The 16,327-nt window shown below is 53.2% G+C and carries 19 protein-coding genes; 16 read left to right on the top strand and 3 right to left on the bottom strand.

What is annotated here, in order from left to right; translation table 11 throughout:
- Nucleotides 1-158 precede the first annotated feature (158 nt).
- From rseD to acpS, 12 genes are all read left to right on the top strand, one after another.
- The gene (gene rseD, locus C2U41_RS29340; RefSeq protein WP_049259737.1) at nt 159-323 is read left to right on the top strand and encodes a rpoE leader peptide RseD; all 165 of its coding nucleotides are present in this window, start codon (nt 159-161) and stop codon (nt 321-323) included.
- Complete coding sequence (rpoE, locus tag C2U41_RS15625; protein WP_003037573.1) at nt 320-895, top strand: RNA polymerase sigma factor RpoE; 576 nt, start codon at nt 320-322, stop codon at nt 893-895. Before rseD ends, rpoE begins: the two co-directional genes overlap by 4 nt.
- A 31-nt stretch (nt 896-926) precedes the next feature.
- Complete coding sequence (gene rseA / locus C2U41_RS15620; RefSeq protein WP_003037574.1) at nt 927-1,577, top strand: anti-sigma-E factor RseA; 651 nt, start codon at nt 927-929, stop codon at nt 1,575-1,577.
- Nucleotides 1,577-2,533, top strand: coding sequence for a sigma-E factor regulatory protein RseB (gene rseB / locus C2U41_RS15615; RefSeq protein ID WP_003847063.1), 957 nt, complete (start codon nt 1,577-1,579; stop codon nt 2,531-2,533). The genes rseA and rseB overlap by 1 nt, the downstream gene beginning before the upstream one ends.
- Nucleotides 2,530-2,994 carry a SoxR-reducing system protein RseC gene (gene rseC / locus C2U41_RS15610; protein ID WP_003037576.1) on the top strand — a complete coding sequence of 155 codons (465 nt, stop codon included), beginning with the start codon at nt 2,530-2,532 and terminating at the stop codon, nt 2,992-2,994. The genes rseB and rseC overlap by 4 nt, the downstream gene beginning before the upstream one ends.
- Before the next feature lie 270 nt (nt 2,995-3,264).
- Entirely contained in the window at nt 3,265-5,064 is a 1,800-nt protein-coding gene (gene lepA / locus C2U41_RS15605) for a translation elongation factor 4 (protein WP_003037577.1), read from the top strand.
- Nucleotides 5,065-5,079: 15 nt separating this feature from the next.
- Nucleotides 5,080-6,054 carry a signal peptidase I gene (gene lepB / locus C2U41_RS15600; RefSeq protein WP_003037578.1) on the top strand — a complete coding sequence of 325 codons (975 nt, stop codon included), beginning with the start codon at nt 5,080-5,082 and terminating at the stop codon, nt 6,052-6,054.
- A 269-nt stretch (nt 6,055-6,323) separates the two neighbouring features.
- A complete protein-coding gene (gene rnc, locus C2U41_RS15590) occupies nt 6,324-7,004 on the top strand; it encodes a ribonuclease III (protein ID WP_003037579.1) in 681 nt (226 codons plus the stop codon).
- Complete coding sequence (gene era, locus C2U41_RS15585; protein WP_003037581.1) at nt 7,001-7,906, top strand: GTPase Era; 906 nt, start codon at nt 7,001-7,003, stop codon at nt 7,904-7,906. The genes rnc and era overlap by 4 nt, the downstream gene beginning before the upstream one ends.
- A 27-nt stretch (nt 7,907-7,933) precedes the next feature.
- A complete protein-coding gene (gene recO / locus C2U41_RS15580; protein ID WP_003838382.1) occupies nt 7,934-8,662 on the top strand; it encodes a DNA repair protein RecO in 729 nt (242 codons plus the stop codon).
- Between the two features lie 11 nt (nt 8,663-8,673).
- Entirely contained in the window at nt 8,674-9,405 is a 732-nt protein-coding gene (pdxJ, locus tag C2U41_RS15575; protein ID WP_003838383.1) for a pyridoxine 5'-phosphate synthase, read from the top strand.
- Entirely contained in the window at nt 9,405-9,785 is a 381-nt protein-coding gene (acpS, locus tag C2U41_RS15570) for a holo-ACP synthase (RefSeq protein ID WP_003037588.1), read from the top strand. The genes pdxJ and acpS overlap by 1 nt, the downstream gene beginning before the upstream one ends.
- 29 nt (nt 9,786-9,814) lie before the next feature.
- Here acpS and C2U41_RS15565 read toward each other — a convergent pair whose 3' ends face one another.
- Together C2U41_RS15565 and C2U41_RS15560 are read right to left on the bottom strand one after the other, a co-directional pair.
- The gene (locus C2U41_RS15565) at nt 9,815-10,075 is read right to left on the bottom strand and encodes a YfhL family 4Fe-4S dicluster ferredoxin (protein WP_096756130.1); all 261 of its coding nucleotides are present in this window, start codon (nt 10,073-10,075) and stop codon (nt 9,815-9,817) included.
- A 55-nt stretch (nt 10,076-10,130) separates the two neighbouring features.
- Entirely contained in the window at nt 10,131-10,979 is an 849-nt protein-coding gene (locus C2U41_RS15560; protein ID WP_003037593.1) for a MurR/RpiR family transcriptional regulator, read from the bottom strand.
- 117 nt (nt 10,980-11,096) lie between these two features.
- Between C2U41_RS15560 and murQ the strand changes: the two genes are divergently transcribed.
- From murQ to tadA, 4 genes are all read left to right on the top strand, one after another.
- Nucleotides 11,097-11,990, top strand: a complete 894-nt coding sequence (gene murQ, locus C2U41_RS15555; RefSeq protein ID WP_103848604.1) for an N-acetylmuramic acid 6-phosphate etherase — start codon at nt 11,097-11,099, stop codon at nt 11,988-11,990.
- Between the two features lie 9 nt (nt 11,991-11,999).
- On the top strand, nt 12,000-13,364 hold the full coding sequence (locus C2U41_RS15550; protein ID WP_049002476.1) for a PTS transporter subunit EIIC: 1,365 nt from the start codon (nt 12,000-12,002) through the stop codon (nt 13,362-13,364).
- Between the two features lie 3 nt (nt 13,365-13,367).
- Nucleotides 13,368-14,003 carry a phosphatidylglycerophosphatase C gene (yfhb, locus tag C2U41_RS15545; RefSeq protein WP_003037603.1) on the top strand — a complete coding sequence of 212 codons (636 nt, stop codon included), beginning with the start codon at nt 13,368-13,370 and terminating at the stop codon, nt 14,001-14,003.
- Nucleotides 14,004-14,092: 89 nt separating this feature from the next.
- Nucleotides 14,093-14,557, top strand: coding sequence for a tRNA adenosine(34) deaminase TadA (gene tadA, locus C2U41_RS15540; protein WP_230320583.1), 465 nt, complete (start codon nt 14,093-14,095; stop codon nt 14,555-14,557).
- Nucleotides 14,558-14,569: 12 nt separating this feature from the next.
- Here tadA and mltF read toward each other — a convergent pair whose 3' ends face one another.
- Nucleotides 14,570-16,120, bottom strand: coding sequence for a membrane-bound lytic murein transglycosylase MltF (gene mltF, locus C2U41_RS15535; RefSeq protein ID WP_003838390.1), 1,551 nt, complete (start codon nt 16,118-16,120; stop codon nt 14,570-14,572).
- Nucleotides 16,121-16,327: the final 207 nt, after the last annotated feature.

Raw genomic sequence — 16,327 nt, 5'->3', positions numbered from 1 at the left:
AAAACATGATGAGGGTGAAATAGGCAAAAATATTTTGTGAAGCAGGCCGTTAGCATCAGATTATGTGATGAAATAAAGTGCCCGTTGGGTTACTCTGCAAGCGGTGAAATGGGCATTTCTGTACAGATAGTGCGTTGATCGGGTTATGTAGACTTATAATGAGAGATAAGACCTGTCTACAACATGACAAACAAAAAACAATGCGTAACGGAACTTTACGAAACTTGAGCACTCTAAGCATTTGCTTGCTCATAGTGAAGCTGATGGAATGGCGTTTCGAAGGCGCGTGGAAATTTGGTTTGGGGAGACTTTACCTCGGATGAGCGAGCAGTTAACGGACCAGGTCCTGGTAGAACGGGTCCAGAAGGGAGATCAGAAAGCCTTTAACCTACTGGTAGTGCGCTATCAGCATAAGGTGGCGAGTCTGGTTTCTCGCTATGTACCGTCGGGTGATGTACCCGATGTAGTACAAGAAGCATTTATCAAAGCCTATCGTGCGCTGGACTCGTTCCGGGGGGATAGTGCTTTTTATACCTGGCTGTATCGTATTGCGGTCAATACAGCGAAGAATTACCTGGTCGCTCAGGGGCGTCGTCCACCTTCCAGTGATATAGATGCGATTGAAGCAGAAAATTACGAAAGTGGCGGTGCGCTGAAAGAAATTTCGAACCCTGAGAACTTAATGTTGTCAGAAGAACTGAGACAGATAGTTTTCCGAACTATTGAGTCCCTCCCGGAAGATTTACGCATGGCAATAACCTTGCGGGAGCTGGATGGCCTGAGCTATGAAGAGATAGCCGCTATCATGGATTGTCCGGTGGGTACGGTGCGTTCACGTATCTTCCGAGCGAGGGAAGCTATTGATAATAAAGTTCAACCGCTTATCAGGCGTTGACGATAGCGGGATACTGGAAAAGGTATTAGGCATGCAGAAAGAAAAACTTTCCGCTTTAATGGATGGCGAAACGCTGGATACTGAGTTGCTCAAAGAGCTGGCTCACGACCCGGAAATGCAAAAAACCTGGGAGAGTTATCACCTGATTCGCGATTCCATGCGAGGTGATACTGCCGACGTTCTCCATTTCGATATTTCCGCCCGCGTAATGGCCGCCATCCAGGATGAGCCGGTACGCCAGACGGCGCCATTGATTCCTGAGGCCCAGCCAGCACCGCACCAGTGGCAGAAAATGCCGTTCTGGAAGAAAATGCGTCCGTGGGCCGCGCAGCTTACTCAAATGGGTGTGGCCGCGTGTGTATCACTTGCAGTTATTGTTGGCGTCCAGCACTATAATGGGCAATCTGAAACGTCCCAGCAGCCCGAAACGCCGGTATTTAATACATTACCGATGATGGGTAAAGCCAGTCCGGTAAGCCTGGGTGTACCTTCTGACGCGACGGCCAGCGGCGGTCAGCAACAGCAGGTACAGGAGCAGCGTCGTCGTATTAATGCCATGTTGCAGGATTACGAACTGCAACGTCGACTGCACTCTGAACAGCTTCAGTTTGAGCAGGCCCAGACACAGCAAGCCGCTGTGCAGGTGCCAGGAATTCAAACTTTAGGAACGCAATCGCAGTAATGAAGCAACTTTGGTTTGCCATGTCACTTGTGGCTGGTAGCCTGTTCTTCTCTGTCAACGCCTCGGCCAATCCTGCGTCCGGGGCGTTGTTGCAGCAGATGAATCTGGCCAGCCAGTCGCTCACCTATGAGCTGTCATTTGTCAGCATCAATAAGCAGGGTGTTGAATCCCTACGTTATCGCCATGCCCGCCTGGATAACCGTCCGCTCGCGCAACTGTTGCAAATGGATGGTCCGCGCCGGGAAGTGGTGCAACGTGGCAACGAAATCAGTTATTTTGAGCCAGGTCTCGAACCGTTCACGCTGAACGGCGACTATATCGTTGACTCACTGCCCTCCCTGATTTACACCGACTTCAAACGTCTTGCTCCCTACTATGATTTTATCTCAGTAGGCCGCACCCGTATTGCCGATAGGCTCTGTGAAGTGATCCGCGTTGTGGCGCGTGACGGCACCCGTTACAGCTATATCGTTTGGATGGACACTGAGACCAAGCTGCCAATGCGTGTTGATCTTCTTGACCGTGATGGCGAAACGCTGGAACAGTTCCGCGTCATCGCGTTTACTGTTAACAACGGTGTCAGCGACAGCATGCAGACGCTGGCGAAAGCCAATCTGCCGCCGTTGTTGTCAGTTCCTGCGGGTGAGAAAACCAACTTCAACTGGAGTCCGTCGTGGTTGCCGCAAGGCTTCAGCGAGGTGTCCAGCAGTCGACGTCCGCTGCCGACGATGGATAACATGCCGATCGAATCACGGCTTTATTCCGATGGTCTGTTCAGTTTCTCCGTGAACGTAAACCGCGCGATGCAAAACAGTGCCGATCAGCTGCTGCGCACTGGACGCCGCACGGTTAGCACCAGCGTGCGAGATAATGCCGAAATCACTATTGTCGGTGAGCTTCCGCCGCAAACGGCGAAGCGTATCGCGGACAATATTAAGTTCAGGGCAGCACAATGATTAAAGAGTGGGCGACGGTCGTCTCCTGGCAAAATGGTCTGGCGACGGTCAGCTGTGATGTTAAAGCATCATGTAGCAGCTGTGCTTCCCGGGCCGGATGCGGGAGCCGCGTGCTGAACAAACTGGGACCTCAGACCACACACACCATCGTGGTGCCCTGCGACGAACCCTTGACCCCTGGTCAAAAAGTTGAACTGGGCATTGCCGAAGGTAGCCTGCTCGGTTCGGCGATGCTGGTCTACATGTCTCCGTTGGCGGGACTGTTTCTTTTCGCGGCGCTATTCCAGGTGCTGTTTGGTTCCGATCTTGCGGCATTAAGCGGAGCAGTGCTGGGGGGCGTGGGCGGATTCCTGATTGCTCGTGGATACTCTCGTAAGCTTGCTGAACGCGAAGCCTGGCAGCCGGTCATTCTGAACGTTGCTCTCCCACCCGATCTTATTCGCGTCGAAACCCAGCAGTGATATCTTTGCCTGATGGCACTGCGCTTATCAGGCCTACAGCGTCCTCAGATGCAGGTGTAGGCCGGATAAGGCGTTTATGTCGCCATCCGACAAAAGTTTCATCGACTTTGCAAAGTTGTTTCCAGTTCCCGCTATCCTTGCTCTATGAACATTTCCTCGCCTCAGCGTTGTAGTGTAGAATGCGGCGTTTCACTTAAACAGACGTTAAGCTCAGAACAGCGACTTCTCAGAGCCTGCTCAGGCGGGCGTAAGGCACAATAATTACACTATATGAAGAACATACGTAACTTTTCAATCATAGCTCACATCGACCACGGTAAATCGACGCTGTCTGACCGTATTATCCAGATCTGCGGTGGCCTGTCTGACCGTGAAATGGAAGCGCAGGTTCTCGACTCGATGGATCTTGAGCGTGAGCGCGGTATTACTATCAAAGCGCAGAGCGTGACGCTCGATTTCAAAGCATCTGATGGTGAAACCTATCAGCTTAACTTTATCGACACCCCGGGCCACGTTGACTTCTCGTATGAAGTTTCCCGCTCGCTTGCCGCCTGTGAAGGTGCACTGCTGGTGGTTGATGCCGGGCAGGGCGTAGAAGCGCAGACCCTGGCTAACTGCTATACCGCCATGGAAATGGATCTGGAAGTGGTGCCGGTTCTGAACAAAATCGACCTACCGGCTGCCGATCCTGAACGCGTAGCGGAAGAGATCGAAGATATCGTCGGTATCGATGCGACAGATGCCGTTCGCTGCTCGGCGAAAACCGGCGTTGGCGTCACTGACGTTCTTGAACGTCTGGTACGCGACATTCCGCCGCCGGAAGGTGATCCGGAAGGCCCATTACAGGCGCTGATCATCGACTCATGGTTCGACAACTACCTTGGCGTGGTGTCGCTGGTACGTATTAAAAACGGCACCATGCGTAAAGGCGACAAAATTAAAGTAATGAGCACCGGTCAGGTCTATAACGCCGACCGCCTGGGGATCTTCACGCCAAAACAGGTTGACCGTACCGAGCTGAAATGCGGCGAGGTAGGTTGGTTGGTTTGTGCGATTAAAGACATCCTCGGCGCGCCGGTTGGCGATACCCTGACGCAGGCGCGTAACCCGGCAGACAAACCGCTGCCAGGCTTTAAAAAAGTGAAGCCACAGGTTTACGCCGGTCTGTTCCCGGTCAGCTCTGACGACTATGAAAACTTCCGTGACGCGCTTGGCAAGCTGAGCCTGAACGACGCCTCCCTGTTCTACGAACCGGAAAGCTCTACCGCGCTGGGCTTCGGCTTCCGTTGTGGCTTCCTTGGTCTGCTGCACATGGAGATCATTCAGGAACGTCTGGAGCGTGAATACGATCTGGATCTGATCACTACCGCGCCGACCGTAGTCTACGAAGTCGAAACCACGGCGAAAGAGACTATCTACGTCGATAGCCCGTCCAAGCTGCCGCCGCTGAACAACATCTACGAACTGCGTGAGCCGATCGCTGAGTGTCACATGCTGCTGCCGCAGGCTTACCTTGGCAACGTCATCACCCTGTGTATCGAGAAGCGTGGCGTCCAGACCAACATGGTTTACCACGGTAACCAGGTGGCGCTGACGTATGAGATTCCGATGGCGGAAGTAGTACTCGATTTCTTCGACCGTCTGAAGTCGACCTCTCGCGGCTATGCGTCGCTGGACTATAACTTCAAACGCTTCCAGGCGTCTGACATGGTGCGCGTTGATGTCCTTATCAACAACGAACGTGTCGATGCGCTGGCGCTGATTACTCACCGCGACAACTCCCAGAGCCGTGGCCGCGAACTGGTTGAGAAGATGAAAGATCTAATCCCTCGCCAGCAGTTTGATATCGCGATCCAGGCGGCCATTGGTACGCACATCATCGCGCGTTCAACCGTGAAGCAGCTGCGTAAAAACGTTCTGGCGAAATGCTACGGCGGTGATATCAGCCGTAAGAAAAAGCTGCTGCAAAAACAGAAAGAGGGTAAAAAGCGCATGAAGCAGATCGGTAACGTCGAACTGCCGCAGGAAGCGTTCCTCGCCATTCTGCATGTCGGTAAAGACAGCAAATAATCTTAAGGAGTTGGCATGGCGAACATGTTTGCCCTGATTCTGGTGATTGCCACACTGGTGACGGGCATTTTATGGTGCGTAGATAAATTCATCTTCGCACCAAAACGCCGGGAGCGTCAGGCAGCAGCGCAAGCTGCTGCAGGTGATTCACTGGATAAAGCAACGCTGAAAAAAGTATCCCCTAAGCCGGGCTGGCTGGAAACCGGGGCATCCGTTTTCCCGGTACTGGCGATTGTGCTGGTGGTACGTTCATTTATTTATGAGCCGTTCCAGATCCCGTCAGGTTCGATGATGCCGACGCTGCTTATCGGTGACTTTATCCTGGTGGAGAAATTCGCCTACGGGATTAAAGATCCGATTTACCAGAAAACGCTGATCGAAACCGGTCATCCGAAACGCGGTGATATCGTGGTGTTTAAATACCCGGAAGATCCGCGCCTGGACTACATTAAACGTGCTGTCGGTTTACCGGGAGACAAAGTAACGTACGATCCAGTGGCGAAAGAGGTGACTATTCAGCCTGGATGCCGTTCCGGTCAGGCGTGTGAAAACGCGCTGCCGGTAACGTATTCGGATGTTCAGCCAAGTGATTTCGTACAGACCTTTGCGCGCCGTAACGGTGGGGAAGCGACCAGTGGCTTCTTTGAAGTTCCGCTGAACGAAACGAAAGAGAACGGTATTCGTCTCTCTGAGCGTAAAGAAACGCTGGGTGAGGTCACGCACCGCATTCTGACTGTGCCAATCGCGCAGGATCAGGTGGGAATGTATTACCGCCAGCCTGGTCAGCAACTGGCAACCTGGATCGTCCCGCCAGGGCACTACTTCATGATGGGTGATAACCGTGACAACAGTGCGGACAGCCGTTACTGGGGATTTGTGCCGGAAGCGAATCTGGTGGGTAAAGCGACCGCTATCTGGATGAGTTTCGATAAGCAAGAAGGTGAATGGCCGACCGGTGTGCGTTTAAGCCGTATTGGTGGCATTCACTAATCGCCGATAATCGTTCACGTTGTCGTCATTACGGCGGCAGCGTGAATTATTTCTCGGATAAATTCCCGCAGACTAACGACATCCCTTGTCGTTGTGTATAGAATATTCCCCCGAAGTTTTAGGTTGGCACCGACAGGTTGCCACGGCACACGAAACAGCGTTGGTTTGTATATAAAAGCATGCAGGCGAAGCCAGATGGCTCCGCAAAGTGTGTATATCAGGTCTGTTTCGTGTGCTGAATTGTTGACGCATTCATTTATTGGTATCGCATGAACCCCATCGTAATTAATCGGCTTCAACGGAAGCTGGGCTACACTTTTAATCATCAGGAGCTGTTGCAGCAGGCATTAACTCACCGGAGCGCCAGCAGCAAACATAACGAGCGTTTAGAATTTCTGGGCGACTCTATTTTGAGCTTTGTTATCGCTAATGCGCTGTATCACCGTTTCCCTCGAGTGGACGAAGGTGACATGAGCCGCATGCGCGCAACGCTGGTTCGCGGCAATACGCTGGCTGAATTAGCCCGTGAGTTTGACCTCGGTGAATGTTTACGTTTGGGGCCTGGTGAGCTGAAAAGCGGCGGCTTCCGTCGTGAATCGATCCTGGCCGATACCGTTGAAGCGTTGATCGGCGGCGTCTTCCTCGACAGCGATATTCAAACCGTTGAGCAATTAATCCTGAACTGGTATCAAACTCGTCTGGATGAAATTAGCCCGGGCGATAAACAAAAAGATCCGAAAACGCGCCTGCAGGAATATTTGCAGGGTCGCCACCTGCCTCTGCCGTCTTATTTGGTGGTGCAGGTCCGTGGTGAAGCACACGATCAAGAATTTACTATCCACTGCCAGGTCAGCGGCCTGAGTGAACCGGTGGTTGGCACAGGTTCGAGCCGTCGTAAGGCTGAGCAGGCTGCCGCCGAACAGGCGTTAAAAAAACTGGAGCTGGAATGAGCGAAGAGAAAACTTACTGCGGATTTATTGCCATCGTCGGTCGCCCGAACGTCGGCAAATCCACCCTGTTGAATAATCTGCTTGGGCAGAAGATTTCTATTACCTCACGTAAGGCTCAGACAACACGTCACCGTATTGTTGGCATCCATACTGAAGGCGCGTATCAGGCGATTTATGTTGATACTCCGGGCCTGCATATGGAAGAAAAACGAGCGATCAACCGCCTGATGAATAAAGCGGCGAGCAGCTCGATCGGTGATGTTGAACTGGTTATTTTCGTTGTGGAAGGCACCCGCTGGACGCCGGACGACGAAATGGTGCTCAACAAGCTGCGTGATGGCAAAGCCCCGGTTATTCTGGCTGTGAACAAAGTAGACAACGTTCAGGAAAAAGCCGATCTGCTGCCGCACCTGCAGTTCCTGGCAAGCCAGATGAACTTCCTTGATATCGTGCCGATTTCTGCCGAAACCGGCTTGAATGTCGATACCGTTGCGGGCATCGTGCGTAAGCATTTGCCGGAAGCTATTCATCACTTCCCGGAAGATTACATCACCGATCGTTCTCAGCGCTTTATGGCCTCAGAAATCATCCGTGAAAAGCTGATGCGTTTTCTGGGTGCTGAATTGCCTTACTCCGTTACCGTGGAAATTGAGCGTTTTATCTCCAATGAGCGCGGTGGTTACGATATTAACGGTCTGATTCTCGTTGAACGTGAAGGGCAGAAGAAGATGGTTATTGGCAACAAAGGGGCCAAAATTAAAACCATCGGCATCGAAGCGCGTAAAGACATGCAGGAGATGTTCGAAGCGCCGGTTCACCTCGAACTGTGGGTGAAGGTGAAGTCCGGCTGGGCCGATGACGAACGCGCGCTGCGTAGCCTCGGTTACGGCGACGACGTGTAAACCCATCTTCTGAAACACGGCGATTATATGGAAGGATGGCAACGAGCCTTTGTCTTGCATAGTCGCCCCTGGAGCGAAACCAGTCTCGTGCTGGACGTCTTCACGGAAGAGTCGGGTCGCGTGCGTCTGGTGGCTAAAGGCGCACGTTCCAAACGTTCTAATCTCAAAGGCGCGCTCCAGCCTTTTACCCCGTTGTTGCTTCGCTTTGGTGGGCGTGGAGAGGTCAAAACCCTACGTAGTGCTGAAGCCGTTTCTCTGGCACTCCCTCTTAGCGGTATCACGCTGTACAGCGGCTTGTATATCAACGAGCTTGTCTCGCGCGTACTCGAGTACGAAACCCGCTTTTCTGAACTCTTTTTCGATTACCTGAACTGTATTCAGGCGCTGGCTGGCGTGACGGGTTCGCCAGAACCTGCATTGCGTCGCTTTGAGCTGGCCTTACTTGGACATCTGGGGTACGGCGTCGATTTTACCCACTGTGCGGGCAGCGGCGAGCCGGTAGACGACACCATGACCTATCGTTACCGGGAAGAAAAAGGGTTTATTGCCAGCGTCGTTATTGATAACAACACCTTTACCGGACGCCATCTCAAAGCACTTGAGTCGCGTGAATTTCCTGATGTCGATACGTTACGCGCCGCGAAACGCTTTACCCGCATGGCGTTAAAGCCGTATCTTGGTGGTAAGCCGTTAAAAAGCCGGGAACTGTTCCGGCAATTTATGCCAAAACGCGCAGTAAAAACAAATAATGATTAACGAGGATTGTCATGGCTGAATTACTGTTAGGCGTCAATATTGACCACATTGCCACGTTACGTAATGCACGCGGTACCGCATATCCGGACCCGGTTCAGGCAGCGTTTATCGTTGAACAGGCGGGCGCGGACGGTATTACCGTACATCTGCGTGAAGACCGTCGCCATATCACCGACCGTGACGTGCGCATTTTGCGCCAGACGCTGGATACGCGCATGAATCTGGAAATGGCAGTCACCGAAGAGATGCTGGCGATTGCCGTTGAGACTAAGCCGCATTTTTGCTGCCTGGTGCCGGAAAAACGTCAGGAAGTTACCACTGAAGGTGGTCTGGACGTCGCCGGTCAGCGTGACAAGATGCGCGATGCCTGCAAACGCCTGGCGGACGCAGGCATTCTGGTTTCGCTGTTTATCGATGCCGACGAAGAACAGATTAAGGCCGCTGCGGAAGTTGGCGCGCCGTTTATTGAAATTCACACCGGCTGTTACGCCGATGCGAAAACCGACGCAGAGCAGGCCAGCGAACTGGCGCGTATTGCCAAAGCGGCAACTTTTGCCGCCAGCCTTGGCCTGAAGGTGAATGCGGGCCACGGCCTGACGTATCACAACGTTAAAGCTATTGCACGGATCCCGGAAATGCATGAGTTGAACATTGGCCATGCCATTATCGGGCGCGCGGTGATGAGCGGTCTGAAAGATGCCGTAGTCGAAATGAAGCGCCTGATGCTGGAAGCGCGTGGCTAATGGCGATTTTGGGATTAGGTACGGATATCGTGGAGATTGCCCGCATCGAAGCGGTAATCTCCCGTTCCGGCGACCGCCTGGCAAGACGTGTGCTCAGCGACAACGAATGGGCAATCTGGGAAACGCATCAGCAGCCGGTGCGTTTTCTGGCGAAGCGTTTTGCAGTCAAAGAGGCGGCAGCAAAAGCCTTTGGCACGGGTATTCGCAATGGGCTGGCGTTTAATCAGTTTGAAGTCTTTAACGACGAACTCGGTAAGCCGCGTCTGCGATTATGGGGAGAGGCGTTAAAACTGGCGGAAAAACTCGGCGTCGCGCATATGCATGTGACGCTGGCCGATGAGCGTCACTATGCCTGCGCCACGGTGATTATCGAGAGTTAGATTCTGCACGTTGCCGGATGGCGACGCGGTTAAAGTTTATCGGCGTGGTGCATCAGCACAAACTTATCCCACAACTGCTCTTCTGTTTCGATATGTGCCGGATCTTTCAAAATAGTATTGGGGATCGGGCACACCTTCTGGCAGGTTGGCGTGTCGTAATGGCCTACGCATTCTGTACACTTGTCGCTGTTAATCTCGTAAATGCTATCACCCATCGAAATCGCCTCATTCGGGCATTCGGGCTCGCACATATCGCAATTGATACACTTTTTAGTGATTAACAGGGCCATCAGGAAACTCTCAAAACATCACAAATCGGGCGGGCATTATACGCGCATTCTTTGCTCAGACCAGTTTTTTTACCAGAGCTTCGCTGTGGCGAATACGTTCCGGAGCATGCTCCAGATCCTGCTGCACCAGCGCCATAAACAGTAAATCAGTGAGCATCATTTGCGCATGAGTGGAGGAAATCGCTGCGCTGCGGGTGGCCTGCTCCTCGGCAATCGTGTACAGACAATGACTTGCCCGTTGCTGCAGGGCGTTCGGTGTAAATCCAGTGATGGCGAGGATTTTCGCGCCGGTGCGCAACGTTTCATCTGCAGCCAGGTTGAGCTCGCGGCGCTCTCCGGTATACGAAATGGCCAGCAGCAGATCGTTGGGCGAAAGGGCTTGCACCGTCGCCAGCAGGGCGTGCATATCGCGTTCCACCACCGCGTTAAAACCAATCTTCAGCAACTTCCAGGCAAAATTCTGTGCCACCAGACCCGATGCGCCAATCCCGGTCACGATAATGCGTCGGGCTGAACGCAGCATTGTGACGCTCTCCATCAGTTTCTCTTCGCTGTTGACGTCCAGCGTCGCATGCATCGCCGCCACGTTCTCCTGAATCAACTTTTCCCCCACCAGACGCATAGGATCGTCACCGCGAATCTGATTATGTACCGGAATGGAATGAGGGTTGGGATTGCTGGCCAGCGCTTCGCTGATCGCCAGTTTGAGTGCAGGAAATCCTTTAAAACCCATCTTTTGCGCGAACTTCACCACGCTGGACTGGCTGACGCCCGCCTCCGCGGCCAACTGCTGCGAACTGAGATGACGCGCAGTATCCGGCTGGGAAAGGAGATAATCCGCCAATTTTTTATCGCTTTGCGCGAGGTCCGGGTAACGCTGACGAATGCGAATTAAACAGTTCATGCTGTCTCCTGGCGAAAACGTGATGGCGATTACAAAACAAAATTTCATTCGCCTGGATGAATATAATATTCCATTATGGCAGATTATTATGAATTAAAAATTCCTAAGGAACAAAAAATGAATCTCGGTGCATTAGTTTCAGAAACCCGCAATCCACAGACCATGGACCTGGATGCGCTCTCCACGCTGGAGTTGGTTCATCGTTTTAATCAACAGGATACGCTGGTAGCCGAAGCAGTAAAAGCAACTCTGCCTCAAGTTGCGTGTGCGGTTGATGCGGCAGCTAACGCACTAAAAGCAGGTGGTCGCATTATTTACATGGGAGCGGGGACCAGCGGGCGTCTCGGGGTACTGGATGCGTCTGAATGCCCACCGACCTTCGGCGTTCCACACGGTCTGGTGGTTGGATTGATTGCCGGGGGACCGGGCGCGCTGCTGAAGGCGGTTGAGGGTGCGGAAGATAACCCACAGTTAGGTGAAGACGATCTACGTGCGCTCAATCTTACCGCGCAGGATCTGGTGGTGGGGCTGGCAGCATCTGGTCGCACGCCGTATGTAATTGGTGGGCTGAAATATGCACGTTCGGTTGGCTGTACGACGGTGGCTATTTCTTGCAATCCGGATTCCCCTATCGCGCATGAAGCGGATATCGCCATTTCTCCGGTAGTGGGGCCAGAGGCGCTGACCGGGTCAACACGACTGAAATCCGGCACCGCGCAAAAGCTGGTGCTCAATATGATCTCCACCGGGGCGATGGTGAAGTTCGGTAAGGTTTATCAGAACCTGATGGTGGACATGCAGGCAACCAACGTCAAACTGATCGATCGGGCGTGCCGCATGGTGGTTGAAGCCACGGGCATTGCGTGTGAACAGGCGCAAGCGCTGCTAAAGCAGACTGATTTTGACGTTAAGCCAGCTATTTTAATGGCGCTCACCGGCCTTGACGCCGCTGCGGCCCGCGAAAAGCTTGCCGCTCACCAGGGTTTTTTACGCGCGGCGTTAGAACACTAAGAGGTGTATATGGATAAGACGGCGGTGCTGGCCAGCGATATTCTACTGGGTGTTGGCGGAGAGAAAAATATTCTGCGCCTGGAAAACTGTATGACCCGCGTCAGGGTTGAAGTTCAGGATGATGGACAGCTCGATATCCCTCGTCTCAAGCAACTGCCCGGTGTCAGCGGCTACGTGAAGCAGGGCGCGCAGCACCAGATTATTGTTGGCCCCGGTAAAGCGGCCAAAGTGGTGGATGCCATGCGTTCCCTGATTGCCGATGGCGGCGAGCGAGCAGGTGCCAATGATATCGAGCGCACAAAGTCAGAGGCCAAAGCGAAGTACAAAGCGCCGATGAGCGATGCGCTGCGCAAGCTGGCAAACGTCTTTATCCCTCTTATTCCGGCGTTTATCGCCTCCGGTTTGATTACCGGCATTATTAACATCCTTAAGCGCCCGGACATCGTGGGGGATTTTGCGACCCACTATCCGAATATGCTGGGGTTGATGGGCATATTTGGCAGCGCCGTGTTTGCCATTATGAATATTCTGGTCGGGGTGAATACCGCCAAAGTTTTCGGTGGTTCCCTGGCGATGGGCGGGGTGATGGCGGGGATCCTCTCCAGTCCGCAACTGGCACAAATCACGCTGTTTGGCGAAGCGTTGCAGCCGGGGCGCGGCGGAGTGATCGCGGTACTGCTGGTGGTGGCGTTGATGTGTTGGATCGAACGCAAATTCCGCGAGCTGTTGCCAGAATCACTGGAGCTTATCCTTAATCCGCTGCTGACTACCATCATTACCGGCGTAATCGCGATTGTGGCGCTGCAACCGCTTGGCGGCTGGATTTCTGAGTCTATTGCTCACGGCGCATCCTGGGCTATCGATCGCGGCGGTTTTCTGGTCGGTGCCGTGCTGGCAGGAACCTTCCTGCCGTTGGTGCTCACTGGACTTCATCAGGGATTGGTGCCCATCCACGTTGAGCTGGTTCAGGCACACGGTTATAACGCGCTCTTTCCGATCCTGGCGATGGCGGGCGTTGGGCAAATAGGTGCTGCAATCGCGGTTCTGATGAAAACCCGAAATGCGCGGTTAAAAAAAGTAATCAAAGGTGCACTGCCTGTCGGACTGCTGGGTATAGGCGAGCCGCTGATTTTTGGCGTAACGCTGCCGTTGGGTAAGCCGTTTATCGGTGCATGTCTTGGCGGCGCGGTAGGTGGAGCGCTGATTAGCTACTGGAAGGTGGCGACGGTCATCACATTTGGCATCTCCGGATTACCGCTGGCACTGACGATTGTTGCCGGAAAAGTGATGTTCTATCTGTTAGGCTATCTGGTAGCAGTTATCGCCGGGTTCCTGTTTACTTGGCTATTGGGATTCACTGATCCAGAGGAATAAGGTTTGACCAATCACCAGCGCCGCGTTGTCTTTTTTGATTTGGATGGCACGTTACACCAGCAGGATATGTTCGGTAGTTTTATTCGTTATCTGCTGCGTCGCCAGCCGCTGAACGCGTTGCTGGTGCTGCCTCTGCTACCGGTTATTGCGCTGGCATTGCTGATACAAGGGCGCGCCGCCCGCTGGCCAATGAGCCTGCTGTTATGGGGATGCACTTTTGGTCGCAGCGAGGCGCGTCTGAAAGCGCATCAGGCCGACTTTGTGCGCTGGTTTCGCAGTAACGTGACGGCGTTTCCGCTCGTTCAGCAGCGCCTGACAACCTACCTGTTAAGCTCTGACGCTGACATCTGGCTTATCACCGGCTCTCCGCAGTCGTTGGTCGAGCAGGTTTACTTTGATACTCCGTGGCTACCGCGAGTCAATCTGATCGCCAGCAAAATGGCGCGGGGATACGGCGGCTGGGTGCTGACTCTGCGCTGTCTGGGCCATGAGAAAGTGACGCAACTGGAGCGGCAGATTGGCGCACCGTTGTCTCTCTACAGCGGCTACAGCGACAGTAAGCAGGATAATCCGTTACTCTCTTTTTGCCAGCATCGCTGGCGCGTCACGCCGCGCGGAGAGCTGCAACAACTCGAATAGAGTAAACGATAGCGTCTGTGTATAATGCGCCCGCTTTTATTGGTGGAGTAACCCCTTTGTCAGATGTTGAATTTAGCCACGAATACTGGATGCGTCATGCTTTAACGCTGGCTAAGCGCGCCTGGGATGAGCGTGAAGTCCCGGTGGGTGCGGTATTGGTACATAACAACCGAGTGATTGGCGAAGGCTGGAACCGCCCGATAGGTCATCATGATCCGACTGCCCACGCTGAGATTATGGCGCTGCGTCAGGGCGGCCTGGTGCTGCAAAACTACCGTCTGTTAGATGCCACGCTGTACGTCACTCTGGAGCCGTGCGTGATGTGCGCAGGCGCGATGGTGCACAGCCGTATCGGCCGAGTGGTTTTTGGTGCACGCGATGCGAAAACGGGCGCTGCCGGGTCATTAATGGATGTGCTGCATCACCCAGGGATGAATCATCGGGTTGAAGTGACAGAGGGGATACTGCGGGATGAATGTGCCACGTTGCTCAGTGATTTCTTTCGCATGCGTCGGCAGGAAATCAAGGCCCTGAAAAAATCCGCTAATCAGTAAATACCAATCAGACTACTGGTCCTCTTTCTTCTGTGCCGAAAATAGCAGGGAAGGGGAGTGCGACAGGTAGTTTGACGACGTCTGAGTCAGAAAGGCTGAAAGCGGAAATTTATCTTTACCCAACAGCTCAGCCGGCGACACCGCCGGGTAATCCTGAGCCAGTTGCTGCGTTTCCTGCGCCTGTTTTTCTTTCTCCTGCAGATACCCCACCAGGCTAATCTGGTACTTACGGATATTTTCCACATAGGCGTAAGCTTCGTGGCCACGCGCATAGCCATAGGTCAGCTTGTTGTAATACGGCTTTTGGCTGAGCAGCGGTAGCCGCTGTTTTACGTCGGACCAACTGTTCGGATTGCCTTTGGTTTTCACCGTTAGCGCCCGCGCATCAAGCATGTGCGCATAACCCATGTTATAGGCTGCAAGGGCAAACCAGATGCGTTCTCCTTCGGGGACGGTATCCGGTACTTTACTCATCATATCCTGCAAGTATCGCGCGCCGCCGCTGATACTCTGTTCGGCATCGGTACGGTCGGTCAGCCCGAGACTTTGAGCAGTATTTTTGGTCAACATCATCAGCCCGCGTACGCCGGTTGGAGAGGTGGCCTGCGCGTCCCAGTGTGACTCCTGATATGAGATAGCAGCCAGCAGTCGCCAGTCTATCTCCTGCGCATACTTCTCAAACAGCGGCTTAAGGTCCGGCAACACGCTGTCTACGGCGCGCAAAAAGGTGCGGGTATCGACATAGTCAAAATCATCGCCATGCCCGAGATATTTCTCTTCCAGCCGTGCCAGAGAACCGTCTTCATTCATGGTGTTAAAGAAATCCAACAAGGCGGCAGACAGCGTGTTGTCATCGTCCAGACGACTAAACCAGGTCACCGGCTGTTCGTCAGAGACGTCCAGCGCCACGGCCAGCTCAGGATGCACGCGTTGATATAAGCTGATGGCGACAGAATCTGCAATGGTGTAATCCAGCTTTCCGGCGATTACATCATCGAGCAATTCGGTGGTGCCCTTTTTGTCATCAACTTTCCAGCTCAGATCGGGAAATTTTTTCTCTTTTAGCTGCTGGAGGTCGTTAACCACCACGTGCCCCGGGGCGATAGTCAGTTGGCTTTCGTTCACGGTGGCAAGCGTGCGCGGGCGATATTGCCCAACCCGGTACACCAGCTGTTGTGAAACCGAATAATAGGTCGGGCCTGGCTGGTAATTTTTCACCCGCTCGCTGTTATAGACCAGGCCTGCGGCTAACAGGTCGGCATTGCCGTTATCCAGGTCGTCAAAAAGCTGGCTGATGTTCTGGCGTACGGTAACTTTTAACTTCACGCCTAAGTAGTCGGCAAATTCCTGGGCCAGTTCATAATCCAGGCCGAATTTTTTGCCGTTGAGGGTCGCGTAAGTTAACGGCGAGTCGATGGTACTGACGCGCAGCTCTCCCCGCGACTGAATGGCGGCGATACGATTTTCGGCTTTACCGAACCAGGGAATAGATGGCCAAAGGGCCGCTGCCAACAACAGCGTCAATATGCCGATGAACAGATAATTAATCTTTAATTTTTTCAATTAGTTAATTCTCTGAACCGTACGTTTTCTCTGCCTGCTGTGGTGCTGATTAAGAAGTGAAGTCGTCATTAATGAACGGCATTTTGCTTAAACTTGCGTCAGTTGGCAACTTATTCAGAAATCTGACCGCATTTGATGATAAGTGACGGTCGTGATTTTATTTCGACGCAAACGGTTTCGTCGGCGCGGTAGATTCTTTATAATGAC

Origin of the sequence: Citrobacter freundii complex sp. CFNIH4, assembly GCF_002934505.1 — a bacterium.
GTDB classification, from domain to species: Bacteria; Pseudomonadota; Gammaproteobacteria; order Enterobacterales; family Enterobacteriaceae; genus Citrobacter; species Citrobacter freundii.
The sequence above is the reverse complement of the archived record's forward strand: the minus strand, read 5'-3'. Positions and strand labels throughout refer to the sequence as shown.